Source organism: Synechococcus sp. UW179A (genome assembly GCF_900473965.1).
Classification (GTDB): domain Bacteria; phylum Cyanobacteriota; class Cyanobacteriia; order PCC-6307; family Cyanobiaceae; genus Synechococcus_C.
The window spans coordinates 1-12,832 of record NZ_UCNJ01000032.1 but is presented as its reverse complement, the minus strand read 5'-3'; the positions used below and the strand labels follow the sequence as shown (position 1 = coordinate 12,832).

General features: G+C 55.1%; 12 protein-coding genes. 6 read left to right on the top strand and 6 right to left on the bottom strand.

Annotation, left to right across the window (positions count from 1 at the left end):
• Nucleotides 1-23 precede the first annotated feature (23 nt).
• Nucleotides 24-1,556 (top strand): carboxypeptidase M32, encoded by a 1,533-nt coding sequence (locus DXY31_RS14260; RefSeq protein ID WP_114994407.1) that lies wholly within the window; start codon nucleotides 24-26, stop codon nucleotides 1,554-1,556.
• A gap of 125 nt (nucleotides 1,557-1,681) precedes the next feature.
• On the top strand, nucleotides 1,682-2,269 hold the full coding sequence (locus DXY31_RS14255; RefSeq protein ID WP_114994406.1) for an inorganic diphosphatase: 588 nt from the start codon (nucleotides 1,682-1,684) through the stop codon (nucleotides 2,267-2,269).
• A 41-nt stretch (nucleotides 2,270-2,310) separates the two neighbouring features.
• Here the strand turns inward: DXY31_RS14255 and DXY31_RS14250 are convergent, their stop codons facing one another.
• Nucleotides 2,311-2,493: a hypothetical protein gene (locus DXY31_RS14250; RefSeq protein ID WP_137025005.1), complete on the bottom strand. Its 183-nt coding sequence runs from the start codon at nucleotides 2,491-2,493 to the stop codon at nucleotides 2,311-2,313.
• A gap of 123 nt (nucleotides 2,494-2,616) precedes the next feature.
• Here DXY31_RS14250 and DXY31_RS14245 point away from each other — a divergent pair, with 123 nt between their 5' ends.
• A complete protein-coding gene (locus DXY31_RS14245) occupies nucleotides 2,617-3,186 on the top strand; it encodes a L,D-transpeptidase (protein ID WP_371639550.1) in 570 nt (189 codons plus the stop codon).
• On the opposite strand, the gene DXY31_RS14240 is transcribed toward DXY31_RS14245, so the two are convergent.
• Nucleotides 3,176-3,808, bottom strand: a complete 633-nt coding sequence (locus DXY31_RS14240; RefSeq protein ID WP_114994404.1) for a MarC family protein — start codon at nucleotides 3,806-3,808, stop codon at nucleotides 3,176-3,178. The two genes, DXY31_RS14245 and DXY31_RS14240, sit on opposite strands and share 11 nt — an antisense overlap.
• 2 nt (nucleotides 3,809-3,810) lie before the next feature.
• Nucleotides 3,811-4,764 (bottom strand): hydroxymethylbilane synthase, encoded by a 954-nt coding sequence (gene hemC / locus DXY31_RS14235; protein ID WP_114994403.1) that lies wholly within the window; start codon nucleotides 4,762-4,764, stop codon nucleotides 3,811-3,813.
• 251 nt (nucleotides 4,765-5,015) lie between these two features.
• On the opposite strand from hemC, the gene DXY31_RS14230 reads away from it, so the two are divergent.
• Nucleotides 5,016-5,372: a DUF6561 domain-containing protein gene (locus tag DXY31_RS14230; protein ID WP_371639488.1), complete on the top strand. Its 357-nt coding sequence runs from the start codon at nucleotides 5,016-5,018 to the stop codon at nucleotides 5,370-5,372.
• 382 nt (nucleotides 5,373-5,754) lie between these two features.
• A complete protein-coding gene (locus DXY31_RS14225) occupies nucleotides 5,755-6,717 on the top strand; it encodes an AEC family transporter (protein WP_114994401.1) in 963 nt (320 codons plus the stop codon).
• A 205-nt stretch (nucleotides 6,718-6,922) separates the two neighbouring features.
• Here DXY31_RS14225 and DXY31_RS17455 read toward each other — a convergent pair whose 3' ends face one another.
• Together DXY31_RS17455 and rpoD are read right to left on the bottom strand one after the other, a co-directional pair.
• Complete coding sequence (locus DXY31_RS17455; RefSeq protein WP_206749823.1) at nucleotides 6,923-7,063, bottom strand: hypothetical protein; 141 nt, start codon at nucleotides 7,061-7,063, stop codon at nucleotides 6,923-6,925.
• A 586-nt stretch (nucleotides 7,064-7,649) separates the two neighbouring features.
• Nucleotides 7,650-9,083 (bottom strand): RNA polymerase sigma factor RpoD, encoded by a 1,434-nt coding sequence (gene rpoD / locus DXY31_RS14220; RefSeq protein ID WP_114994400.1) that lies wholly within the window; start codon nucleotides 9,081-9,083, stop codon nucleotides 7,650-7,652.
• Nucleotides 9,084-9,391: 308 nt separating this feature from the next.
• Here rpoD and priA point away from each other — a divergent pair, with 308 nt between their 5' ends.
• Nucleotides 9,392-11,683 (top strand): primosomal protein N', encoded by a 2,292-nt coding sequence (priA, locus tag DXY31_RS14215; protein ID WP_114994399.1) that lies wholly within the window; start codon nucleotides 9,392-9,394, stop codon nucleotides 11,681-11,683.
• Between the two features lies 1 nt (nucleotide 11,684).
• Here the strand turns inward: priA and DXY31_RS14210 are convergent, their stop codons facing one another.
• On the bottom strand, nucleotides 11,685-12,776 hold the full coding sequence (locus DXY31_RS14210) for a DUF3153 domain-containing protein (protein ID WP_114994398.1): 1,092 nt from the start codon (nucleotides 12,774-12,776) through the stop codon (nucleotides 11,685-11,687).
• Between the last annotated feature and the right edge of the window lie 56 nt (nucleotides 12,777-12,832).

The following is a 12,832-nucleotide window of genomic DNA, read 5'->3' as shown; positions in this document are numbered from 1 at the left end:
GTCTTTTCAGATCAATGAAGCCAATGGCTGCCGGGATAACGGCCTGGGATCGTCTTGGCTCGCACCTTCACGAAACCCAGGTTATGGATTCCATAACCAGGACGCTCTACTGGGATCAGAACACCCAAATGCCAAGCGGTGGTTCAGCCTGGCGCGGTGAGCAATTGGCTTTGCTGGCTCGTCAGCTCCATGCTCGCCAGAGTTCAGAGCACTATGCGCAACTGATCGCAGAAGCCCGTGAGGACTGGCGAATTCGTGCAAATCGTGTGGATCGCCCTGAAGCCATCAGTGGCCAGGCCCGCAATCTGGATTTGCTTGAGCAGGATCTTCGGCGGCAGCAGGCACTTGATCCTGATCTTGTCAGTGCTCTCGCCACAGCCAAATCCCAGGGTTATGACCTCTGGCAACAAGCGCGCAGCAGTTCCGACTTTTCTCTTTTTGCGCCGGCTCTTTGTCGGATGGTCGAGTTGCGTCAGGAACAGGCCCGTCAGTTGGCAGAACCGCGAAGTTGCTGGGAAACACTCGCTCAGCCGTTCGAGCCTGATCTCACGCTAGAGCGGCTTCAGGATTTGTTTGCGCCGCTGCGCAGGCGTTTGCCCGAACTATTGGAGCAACTCAAGGGCAGTCCCAGACCGTCCTCTCTTAGTTGGGATCTGCCTGCATCGACTCAGCAGCAACTTTGTGATCAGCTGCTTACCGACTGGGGCAGGGATAAGGGGATCACATGCGTTGCGGCTTCGCCACACCCCTTCTCGATCACATTGGGTCCTCGTGACTTCCGCATCACCACGCGTGTGGTGGCGGGTCAGCCTTTGTCCTGTTTTCTGGCCACAGCGCATGAGTGGGGGCATTCCTTGTACGAGCAGGGACTGCCTACGGCCACGCATCAGTGGTTCGCCTGGCCTCTCGGCCAGGCAACGTCCATGGCGGTGCATGAAAGTCAGTCGCTGTTCTGGGAGAACCGGGTGGCCCGTAGTCAGCCCTTCTCGGAACTCTGGTGGGAACGCTTTGCCGCTGCGGGTGCACCTCTTGAGTCAGCAGCGGATCTCTGGAAAGCGATGAATCCGATGGCGCCGGGATGCAACCGGGTGGAAGCTGACGAACTCAGCTATGGACTTCATATCCTCGTGCGGACGGATCTTGAGCTAGCTCTGCTGGAACAGGGTCTGCCAGTAGACGATCTCCCGAGCGAATGGAACCGTCGATACCGCGAATTGCTCGGAGTCACCCCCGCTGATGATGCGCAGGGCTGTCTGCAGGATGTGCACTGGAGCGAAGGTCTGTTTGGCTATTTCCCTTCCTATTTGCTTGGGCACCTCGTTAGCGCGCAGTTGAGCGAGGCCATGACGGCGGCGATTGGTTCTCCCGAGGAGCATGTTCGCCGTGGAGATCTCAGCGTCATGCTCGGTTGGCTGAGAGACAACGTCCATCCCATAGGGCGTGCTCTTAATGCCGAACAGCTCGTGGAGCAGGTGTCCGGTCGATCTCTCTCAAGTGATCCCTTCCTGAACTATTTGGAAGCAAAGCTGGAGCGGTTGTGCACTGCGCGGGCTTGATGCCATTGCTCCGTGCTTGGTGCTGAATCAGCCTGTGGTGATTTTCAGAGTCGAATCCCCCCTTTTCAATGCTGGGGTGCCGTTGAGACGTGCTCGTAATATCACCGCTGCGAATGCCGTACTCCATGGCCAATCTCGATCAGGCTCCGAGCCGCAGCATGCCGAATCTGCTGCATGTGCTGCCGGCCTTTGCTGACGAATCCGAGTTGCGTCTGAACACGATCGTGGAGCTCAACTCGAACACGATCAACAAGTACGAGCTAATTACTGAGACCGGTCACCTGAAGCTCGATCGAGTTGGTTACTCCTCTCTGGCCTATCCCTTCGCTTACGGCTGCATTCCCAGGACCTGGGATGAGGACGGCGACCCGCTCGATATTGAGATCGTGAATGTTACTGAGCCTCTGATTCCAGGTTCGATCGTTGAAGCTCGCATCATCGGCATCATGACCTTTGACGATGGAGGTGAGGTTGACGACAAAGTCATCGCGGTGTTGGCGGATGACAAGCGCATGGATCACATCAAGAGCTTTGAAGACCTTGGTGAGCACTGGAAAAAGGAAACTACGTACTACTGGGAGCATTACAAGGATCTGAAGAAGCCAGGAACCTGCACGGTGAATGGCTTTTTCGGCACGGAGAAGGCTATCGAGATCATCAAGACCTGTGAGGCTCGTTATGTCACTGAGATTGACCCCAAGCTCGTCGATTAATTTCCAAGCGGCTATGCGATCAACGTCTTGATGCTGGCCATCTACCCCTGCATCAGCAAGAGGCTGATGCAGGGACTGACTTTTGGGTGGCAACTGCTCCGTTCAGTGGGCTGCTCTGACCAGTCGGCAGTATGGGGCAGTCCTCCGCCTGCTGTGGCGATGCTCTTGATGGCCTGAGGAACGGATCGAACTTCAGCTTCGGTCCACTGAAGTTGTTCTGGCATTGCTCGGGCCAGTGGATTGTTCCTTGATGAGCGAAAGCTTGAAAACATCCGGCTGAGCTTTGAGCTGATTTCTTCAGAAAGTCCTCCACTGGTGTGCGGTTTTTTCTCCGGCCAATGGATACGTTGAGACCAGTGAGTCTTGGCTGTCTGGTAATGCGTCTCAAGTGCGTTGGCTGCTCCACTGTGTTGGCCGTTGGAGCTGTTTCTTTAGCCCTAGCTGCACCGGATCCAGCAGTTGCTTCGCCTCAGCTGCAGTTACCGCTGTTTGCATCAGCGAAGGTGCATTCTGTGAATGCTGAGACCAGCATTCATCTCGATCTCAAGCAGCGTCGCATCAGTGTGATCCGCGCTGGACAGTCCATCGGGCGCTGGCCGGTGGCGATTGGTGACCCCAAGACTCCAACACCGACGGGTGTGTTTCGTGTTGAAACCAAGCTTGTTAATCCTCAGTACGAAAGCACGAAATCCGGCAGAGTTCACCCGGTTACCGGACCTGCAAGCCCACTTGGCCATCGTTGGATCGGCTTTTTACAGCAGGGACCTAACCAATTCGGAATTCATGGAACCCCCTGGCCTCATTGGGTCAAAATCCGCGCTGCGGTGTCCAATGGCTGTGTACGCATGCTCAATGCCCACGTTCAGAAGCTCTACGAGCTGGTGGACGTGGGTACTCCGGTGATGATCACCCGGTGAGTCCTATCCCCCGAAGCACCGGGAAGCCTGCACTTAATCCTGAGAACAGCATCTGCACTGCAATCGCAGTGAGGATGAGGCCCATGATTTTCGTGAGTACCTGCAAAGCAGATTCACTGATTTTGGATGAGAGCATCTCGCCAGCGTTAAATATCAGATAAACGAGCACGCTCATGGCAAGCACAACGAGGCTGAGGCTCAGTTTTCCACCCACGCTTGCTGCGCTTGGATCCGCAATCACCACAGTGATGGTGCCCGGACCAGCCAGCAGGGGAATGCCCAAAGGAACAATTCCCTTGACCGAGGAGTTCTGGTCGCGTTCTACGGACTTCGGGTCGTGGTGAACTTTTGAAGGTTCGGAGTGCAGCATCGAAAGGCCGATCAGCACCACGATCAGCCCCCCGGCAACCTGAAAGGCTGGCCGCCCGATTCCAAAAAAGCCGAGCAGGTCGTTGCCGATCCAGGTGGCGAGGAGCAGGGTGATCAGCATGGTGAACGCGCTGCTTCGAGCGATCGCCCGGTCCTGACGCTTATTGCCATTCGTGAATGACAAATAGATCGGCAGATTGCCGATTGGATTGGAAATGGTGAAAATTCCGACCGCCGTGTGCAGCAGTGACATAGTCAGGCTTCGGGACGAACCGTTGCGAAGATCTCCTGCAGGATCTCCCCAGCGCCACGAGATTTCAAGTCTGCTGCGAGCTTCAGTCCCACATCTTCAGGATTACCGAGAGGGCCGCGGCGCTCATCACGGATCAGTCGCTTGCCATCAAGGCTGGCCACCATCCCGGTCAGAACCAGTTCATGGCCTTCAATACGGCTATTAACTCCGATGGGTACCTGGCAGCCTCCTTCAAGTTCTCGCAGGAAGGCACGTTCCGCGAGGCATCTCCCCGCAGTGGGGCCATGTTCAAGGACTTGAATGATGTTGAGAACATCTTTGTTGTCTGTGACACATTCGATGCCGAGGGCTCCCTGTCCAACGGCATGCAGTGAGATGTGGCCAGGAATGATCTGGTGGATCCGATCTGCGAATCCGAGCCGACTCAGGCCTGCTGCAGCAAGGATCAGACAGTCGTAGCCGCCAGCATCCAGTTTTTCTAGACGGGTGATGACGTTGCCGCGAACGTCCTTGAACTGAAGATGGGGAAAGTGATATCGCAGCTGGGCGAGTCTCCGAAGCGAGCTGGTTCCGACGACGGATCCCTCTGGAAGTGTTTCCAGGGTGTACTCAGCGTTCTTACTGTTGACCACCAGGGCATCCGCGGGATCCTCCCGCTCGGTGATGCAACCGAGCATGAGGCCGTCGGGCAGGTTGGTGGGCAGATCCTTAAGGGAATGCACGGCAATCTCTGCTCGACCCACCAGCATCTGGGCCTCCAGTTCCTTGGTAAAAAGGCCTTTGTCTCCGATTTTGGCTAGAGCCACATCCAGAATTTTGTCGCCCTGAGTGGCCATGGCTTCCACCGAAATCGCTAGGCCTGGGTGAGCTTTCTCCAGTTCGGCTTTGACCCAGTTGGTCTGCACCATGGCCAGCTGGCTGCGGCGGGAAGCGATGCGCAGTTGCTCGAGAGCCATGGGCACGTTGAAACAGCCACTCAGCCTACGGAGTCGAAGGCCCAGATCTGCTCAAGATTTCACAGAATGCAGGCCCGTGAGGGCTTCTTCCCTCTGGATTACGACCCACTTTTTTGGCGAACAGCTTTACGATCTAACTGTTCTCGAGAGTCGAAATGCCTGGTCCTGTGGTCAACGGGGTGAAGGTGAGCCATTCAACTGCTGGCTCGTCTCTTGCTCAAGTGGATGAATCAGTACCTTTTCTACCTTTGTTGAGTGAAGGATCAATTCGACTGGTACTACTCACCAGCGGTGTGATGCTGGTGGCGCGTCTCAGGCAGACCACCGACTCCGACGGCGATCGGGCTTATCAGTTGATCAGGCCTCTGCGGCTGGAAAAGCACGAAGACTCTGGACCATGGTCCTTGCATTCCTATCTGGCCGGGTTAACGCCCCAGCGCAATGTCGTGATGCTCAAGGCTGCTGTCGCAGCATTGCTGGAGCCGGAAGCACGCATCCTTCAGGCTTATACCCGCTCCACCAATCAGGAATGTCCTCCATCGGAAACGCCAGTTGAGCGTTTGAAGAAGGCATTTCAGGAATTCACCGACAGCGTTGAGCACCATTGAATATTTTTCAATTCAACCAGGCTACAAATGAGCAATCAAACTTTTTTAAATAATAGAAACTATGACCATGATGCTTTTGGTATGAGATTAGGTTTCACTTGACACAACGTGCTTGGTTCCAGCTCTTGACTAGCCATTCGTTTGGTTGATGTTGAAGTTTTGATGAAGAGCTGCTACGCGCTGATTCCCTGGGTGCTGTTAATTGTTTTGTCTTTCGTTAATCGAGGTTGCCATCATTAAGCCATGTTGGTCGCGTAACCTTCTGCTTGGTCGACTTGTGCACTGAGTTTTCATCACTATGAAAATGCATTTGAGTGCCAGTGCTTCCAGCTTTATCAGAAGGCCATGTCATTACCACGGTCAATAGAACTTCTTCTGCGCCATGCCACATTCGATCATCAGTGCGATTTTTCCTGTTATTGCTTACCTCTGCATTGGCTACATTGCTAAGCGAACTAAAAAGTTTGATCCCGCGAATAGTGGAATTCTCATTGGCTATGCGTTGAATATCTCGATTCCATGCATGATTGTGCTTGATATGACTCGGCAAGATATGTTTAAGGATTTTTCTCAATATTTTCAATTCTTTAGTGGTTATCTTCTTGTCTCATTTATTGTTTTTTTGATATCCTATGTTTACGGAAGGCTTGTTAAGCGTCAGAATTTATTGATTGGCTCATATTTTGCAGCTGCTGCTTCTTATTCTAATACCTGCATGATTGCGTTGCCAATTCTCGCCATCATGCTTCCCGTTGGAGGAGCAACGTATGGAGTTATTGGAGTGATCGTTTTGATTATAGGGCTCCAAACCACTTCGATTATTTATGAATACACATCCAAAGAGGAATCAGGCTTGAGTTTTCGTAAGGTGCTTGGCTCAATTTGGAAGGCGATGAAAGCGAATTACTTTATTGCTATGGTCTTGGGCTTAATACTCTCCTTCCTGGGCTTTCAGTTTCCCAGTGTACTGGGAGCGAGTTTGAATGCTGTTGGCATCACAACGGCGCCAGTTGCCCTGTTTGCAATCGGGGCTCAACTCAACTTCACTCTCTTTAGGAACCACATTCGTATTGTCAGTGAGTGTACATTTTTCAAATTATTTTTGATGCCTGTGCTTGCCTGGTTTGTTTGTGATCTTGTTAAATTGCCACCAGCTCCAGCTGTTGCGGTGATCCTTTGTAGTGCAGTGCCCACTGCGAAATGTCAATATGCTGTCGCTCGATCACATGACGTCTATGTAGAGGAAACTGAATCGATTGTTGCGGGCACAACTATTCTATCGATGATTACTCTGACAATTGTCATCGCTTTGCTAGCTGCTGAGTTTCCAGCGATTGTTACGTGAGCATTGGTGTTAAAAGTAATAAGCGCTTAGATTCACTTTAAAGTCGTATTTGACAGATCAGCTTTGTGAACGATGAGGATGCCAGGGTCATCAGTTGCGTCGTTTTTGAAAGTAAAACAGGGATGAGCGATGAGGTGAATCTCTTTATCAGGACTTTTGTGATGATTAAGTATTTGGTGGCTTGGTTCTGCGTATAGTCTCGTGATCATGAATGTTCAATGACGATCAAAGTGAGTGCAAGTTGATAAGAGGCAGGCGCATTGATGTTTAAGGCGGCTTTGAAAGCATGAAACACCTTCTTCTGCTTGCTCCTCGATGTGACTTCAATGTTTTGTGAACTTGACATCTGATTCAATTGCGCAAGTAATGCTGCAATCTAGTTATTGGCCTGAAATCTGCCATGGTTTCTATAGGCCTTCTCTGTGTATTTGATTCGAACCTTTTCTGCTTAAGGCTAACTTAAAAGAGGCGAGCGTATATTCGGGTTGTGACCCTATATTCCCTCAGGGGAGGATGAGCTGCGATGCATCGCTGATTAGGATGGCAAGTGATCTTCCAATTGCCGAATTCTTCGGATTGAATCAAGTTTGTAAAATAAGTTGCCTTGTGGTTTTCGGGGGATGGATTGCTGCTTGGGTTGGCCCTATTCGTCGGCAAGTATGCGCTTACATGATGGCTAGAGATTGTAAAAATAAATACCACTTTGCATGAGGAAGTTGTTGATTAATGAACCTCTTCAATGCTTTTCTTTGGACCATCCTCTGTTTCCGCTTAGGGCACAACTATTCTTTCCTCTCGGATTGGCTGCTTTGATGTGTTCGGCCGTCCTTGGTTGGCGCCGAAATTCCACCCAATCCAAGACCCAGGTAGTCGAAAGCCCCAGAATCCCTGTTTTGGCAAGGATCCTGGGGCTGTAGAAACTTAGTAGCTGATTACTTGATGTATTCCTTGAGGACTCCGTTCCGATTGGGATGCCGCAGCTTGCGCAATGCCTTGGCTTCGATCTGGCGGATTCGCTCACGGGTGACGTCGAAGATCTGACCGATTTCCTCGAGGGTCTTCATGCGTCCGTCATCTAGGCCGTAGCGGAGCCGGAGCACGTCACGCTCCCTCGGACTGAGTGTGGCCAGCACGCCTTCGAGATCCTCGCGTAAGAGATTCTTAGCCACGTCCTGCTCGGGATTCTCGATGTCGGCTTCGATGAAGTCACCAAGACGGGAATCCTCTTCTTTGCCGATTGGGGTTTCAAGGGAGATCGGTAGCTGGGCGCTCTTGGCGATGAAGCGCAGCTTCTCAATGGTCATTTCCATTGATTCGGCAATCTCTTCTTCCGTGGGTTTGCGGCCGAACTCCTGGCTGAGCACTTTGGTGGTTTTTTTGATGCGGGAGATGGTCTCGTAGAGGTGGACCGGGAGGCGAATCGTTCGACTTTGATCAGCGATGGCCCGTGTGATGGCTTGGCGGATCCACCAAGTTGCATAGGTGGAGAATTTGTAACCCTTCTCGTGGTCGAATTTCTCTGCAGCACGAATCAGTCCGAGACTGCCTTCCTGGATTAGGTCCTGAAAGCTCAGGCCACGATTCATATATTTCTTGGCGATCGAGACCACAAGGCGAAGATTCGACTGAACCATTTTTTCCTTGGCCCGACGGCCGAGCATCAGTCGGCGGCGGAAACGAATCAGCGGCATCTCCACCAGAGCCGCCCATTCCTTGTTGTCAGGTTCTCGGCCGTTGTCACTCTCGAACTGGGCAGCCAACTCCTCGAGGTAGAGAAGATCAGCGATCTTTCTGGCTAGTTCGATTTCTTCGTCTGGCCGCAGTAGGCGGATCCTGCCGATCTCCTGCAGGTAAACCCTGATCGAATCCTCGGTGTAGACCCCTTTAGGGCCAACCTTGATGCTCGCCAGTACCTTGGCCTTCGCGTCTGCTTTGGCTTTCTCCTCCTTGCTAACGGAGGGATTGCCGGAGGTCTTGGCCAGCAACTGATCAGCGGCGGCATCCAGATCGGCGGGCTTGGCAGCGGCCGAGCTCTTGGCTCGGCTTGCCTTCGCAGGGGTTTTCGCGCTCTTTGTTGTCTTGGCGGCTGCCGCGCTCTTGGCTGTTGTTGCGCTCTTGGCTGAGCTGCTCTTGCTAGCCGGTTTCGATTTCGCAGCGGCCTTCGTCGTGGCGGCCTTGGTGGTGGCGGACTTTGCTGCTGAACTCTTTGACTCTGGCTTGGCCTTCTTGCTCACACCCTTGGGCAGTCCTTTGGAATCCGCCAGCATCACAATGGATGGAGTCGCCTTAGAGGAGGCCGCTTTGGAAGAAGCAGTCTTGGGCGATGCAGCCGTGGGCTGAGCTGACTTGCTCGCAGCAGGACTCATGGGGATCGGGATGGTGAGGGTGTACGGAATTAACGCAGTCAACGAAACGGAACCAAGCTCGGCCTAGCGGCGCATCACAAATCTCAGGTCTCCCCCAAAACAGAGGGGGTAGACAACTAAAACCAGTGATCGAGAATCAATTGGTGGGCTTTGGGCTGGGGCAGGGCTGTCAGGGGCGTTCGCAGACCGGTCGGCCGTAGGGATAAACCCTGGCTCGAGCTTCGTGTCTTCCCACTGGACGGAACTCTGCTCTGTTCCGACAACAGCTGTTGAGCTGTCCAACATCTGTATCTTAAGAAAAACATGTGATGTCGGCAACCCCCGTCAATCAATCCTCCAGCCCCCCTGCCGCGCAACTGGTTTCGGAAGTTGATGTCTGGCTGGAGGCCGGTCGTGATGGGCGTACTTTCAGTTATTGCGACAGTCACAGTCTCGGAGTGGGACTGGGAGATCTTGTGGCGGTCCGTCTTCGAGGGCGTCGACTGCAGGGGTTGGTCACGGGCTGTCGATTGATCACAGCTCGGGCAAATTCAGCTGACAGCGATGGCGTTCGGCTCAACCCTGTCGAAGCGCTGGTGCAGCGCGCTGCAGTTGACCCGTCATGGCGCTCATGGCTGGATGCCATGGCAGCCCGTTGCCATACCAGTTCCTTTCGCATGCTCAAGGCGGCATTGCCCCCGGGATGGCTGGGTCAGCGGCCCTGTTCGGCGCCGGCCTTACGCCAGCTCTGGTGGGTTGAGCGGATTGAAGCGATTGATCTCTTGGTCATGCCAAATGCTTCCAGGCAGCTCGCGCTGTTGGCGGAGCTCGAACGCAGGGGCGGTGGCGCTTGGCAGCGTGACCTTTTGGCGGAGGGTTTCCAAACAGCCACTGTCAAGACCCTTGAGCGCAAGGGCCTGATTCGCCGACGACGCAAACCGGAGATCGCTCCCAGTGGATCAGGCAAGGTGACACCCTGCGCTGCCGAGTTGGAGTCACCGCGATTGTTGACGGACGAGCAGCAGTCCGTGGTGTCCCAGTTTCAATCACTCCCCGAGGGTGGAGGACTGCTGCTTTGGGGAATCACTGGCTCCGGCAAGACCGAGGTCTACCTGCAGTTGGCAGCTGCAGAGCTGGTAGCTGGCCGTCATGTTCTGCTACTCACTCCGGAGATCGGCCTCATTCCCCAGCTTGTGGATCGCTGTCGTCAGCGTTTCGGAGCGCGAGTTTTGGAATATCACAGCGGTTGCACGTCCAGTGAGCGGGTTCGCATCTGGCGTCGCTGTCTCGAGAGCGACGATCCCGTAGTGGTGGTCGGCACCCGCTCCGCGGTGTTTCTTCCCCTACGTCCGCTGGGCCTGCTGGTGCTGGATGAGGAACACGACAATTCCTACAAGCAGGATTCACCCATGCCCTGCTATCACGCAAGGGTTATGGCTTCAGAGCGGGTGAGGCTGCAGGGTGGTCGTCTGCTGCTCGGCAGCGCGACACCCTCACTTGAAAGCTGGAGCCGTCTCCAGCCTCAAGGCAATCTGGTTCTCGCCCGGCTGCGTTCGCGGATCTCCAGCCAGCCACTGCCACCCGTCCGGATCATTGACATGCGTCATGAACTGGCGGAGGGCAATAAACGCTTGATTAGTCGTGCCCTGATGGACCGGTTGGCACAGCTCCCGGAGAAAGGGGAACAGGCGGTCGTGTTGGTGCCGAGGCGTGGATACAGCACGTTCCTGAGCTGCCGTAGTTGCGGAGAGGTGGTGATGTGCCCCCATTGCGACGTTCCTCTCACCGTTCACGGCAATCGGGGGGCACAGCAGTGGCTTCGTTGTCACTGGTGTGACCATCGAGCCCCCATCACCCCTTCTTGCACCTCATGCGGCTCCCTCGCCTTCAAGCCCTTTGGTGCAGGCACTCAAAGGGTATTGGAGCGTCTTGGCGAGGAACTCAGTGAGCTGCGTCTACTGCGCTTTGATCGGGACACCACGGGAGGTCGTGATGGTCATCGCAGACTGCTGGCTCAGTTTGCGGAGGGTGAAGCCGATGTGCTGGTCGGGACGCAGATGCTGGCCAAAGGAATGGATCTGCCGCGCGTGACTCTGGCGGCGGTGCTTGCCGCCGACGGTCTTCTGCATCGACCTGATCTGAGGGCCGGAGAGCAGTGCCTGCAACTGCTCCTACAACTCGCTGGTCGAGCTGGGCGCGCAGAAAAGCCCGGTGAGGTACTGGTCCAGACTTACAGCCCTGAACACCCAGTGATCCGACATCTGGTGGATGGTCGTTACGAACGTTTTCTGGAGGAGGAATCGGCCCTGCGCCGTGAAGCCGGACTGGTTCCCTTTGCGCGGGCTTGCCTGATTCGGCTCTCGGGTCAGTCCGCTAGCGATACAGCGACTGCTGGAACCCTGCTGGCTGAACGGATTCGCGCAGGCTGTGCTGCCGCAGGCTGGCAATTGCTCGGTCCTGCTCCTGCTCCTGTGGCTCGGGTGGCGGGCCGTAGTCGCTGGCAGTTGCTTCTGCACGGTCCCCAGGACAGTGAGATCCCCCTGCCTTGCGGAACCGGCCTGTGGGAAGGGCTCCCCAAAGACATTTCACTCGCCGTGGACCCGGATCCTCTGCAGCTGTGAATCAGGACGGCAGCTCGGGGTAGCCAAATCCGAGTCGAACCCGCATCGACTGCAGCAGAAAACTCAGCAGTAGCAGCAGAATGATCAGCACACTGCCAAGACCGAGAGGACTCCACTGCCAGCGCCGGATCTGCAGTTGATTGACACTGCCGCTGTCGAGGGTCCACAGCAGAACATCCCCCTCCAACCGACCCTTGCTGGGACCGCTGCTGACCTGCTGAAGATCATGCACTGGAGTGATGCTGATCTGTAGATCTCCCGCGGGGAACTCGGCGAGGGGTGAGAGGTCCAGGCGCAGGTTCAGTTGCTGCTGCATCCCAACTAACCAGTTCCTCTCCACGATCGCCAGATCCGGGGTTGGAAGGGTCACGCCAGCGCTGCGTCCAGCGAGCTCCACACTGTTGCGCATCAACATGGCGGCCTGGTCTGCCCCCAGCTTGGGGCTTATCAGACTGAGGGAGCCTGCTCTGTCTTGATGGACCTTCCAGTTCAGGCCTTCCGAACGCAGCGCTTTCGCAAAGTTCTGCTGCCAGGGAAGACTGTGGCCACTGAGGCTGTTGATCCGCCAGCTCATCGCCAGGCGATCCGGACCCGCTAGATCGATCTCGGCCGTGACGCGTACACATCCGCTGAGCAACAGGGTCAGTCCGAGCAGAACCGCTAGCACCAGCACAGCAAAACCTGCTGATGGTGCCTGCGTTGGACCCGTTGGCGGTGGAGGCGGTGGAGGCGGGCCACGTCTTCGCCGGCTGGAGAGAGTCCCTTTCCCCACTCGGGGAGCCATGTCCAGTGTCGGTAGCTGCATCGACCAGCGTGCCGGACGCTCAAGGCTTGGCGCTTCGAGCACACTCAGCAACTGACGAGCCCGGTTGCGCAGATCAGGATCCTTGCAACGTGTGAGTAGACGACAGGTGGAGATCGCCTTGCGTTCCTCCCCCTGTCCCATCCAGGCCGTCACCATCACCATCCGGATGGCAGCTCCCTCCTGTTCAGTGATTGGATTCGCGTCAGCGAGAGGCTCCAGTAGGCGCAGGCACAGGCCATAATCACCGCGTTCAAGTGCCCGTTCGGCTGCTGCAAGCCCTGTGCTCATCCCCGATACGCATATGGCATCCAAGTTATAACTAGAGTCCTGCCTTGTCTGTACCG

Coding starts and splice junctions, on each gene's coding strand:
- DXY31_RS14210 (WP_114994398.1), bottom strand. CDS start 12,776: ATGAGCACAGGGCTTGCAGCAGCCGAACGGGCACTTGAACGCGGTGAT.
- DXY31_RS17455 (WP_206749823.1), bottom strand. CDS start 7,063: ATGTCAAGTTCACAAAACATTGAAGTCACATCGAGGAGCAAGCAGAAG.
- DXY31_RS14240 (WP_114994404.1), bottom strand. CDS start 3,808: ATGTCACTGCTGCACACGGCGGTCGGAATTTTCACCATTTCCAATCCA.
- DXY31_RS14260 (WP_114994407.1), top strand. CDS start 24: ATGGCTGCCGGGATAACGGCCTGGGATCGTCTTGGCTCGCACCTTCAC.
- DXY31_RS14250 (WP_137025005.1), bottom strand. CDS start 2,493: ATGCCAGAACAACTTCAGTGGACCGAAGCTGAAGTTCGATCCGTTCCT.
- hemC (WP_114994403.1), bottom strand. CDS start 4,764: ATGGCTCTCGAGCAACTGCGCATCGCTTCCCGCCGCAGCCAGCTGGCC.
- DXY31_RS14255 (WP_114994406.1), top strand. CDS start 1,682: ATGGCCAATCTCGATCAGGCTCCGAGCCGCAGCATGCCGAATCTGCTG.
- rpoD (WP_114994400.1), bottom strand. CDS start 9,083: ATGAGTCCTGCTGCGAGCAAGTCAGCTCAGCCCACGGCTGCATCGCCC.
- DXY31_RS14225 (WP_114994401.1), top strand. CDS start 5,755: ATGCCACATTCGATCATCAGTGCGATTTTTCCTGTTATTGCTTACCTC.
- priA (WP_114994399.1), top strand. CDS start 9,392: ATGTCGGCAACCCCCGTCAATCAATCCTCCAGCCCCCCTGCCGCGCAA.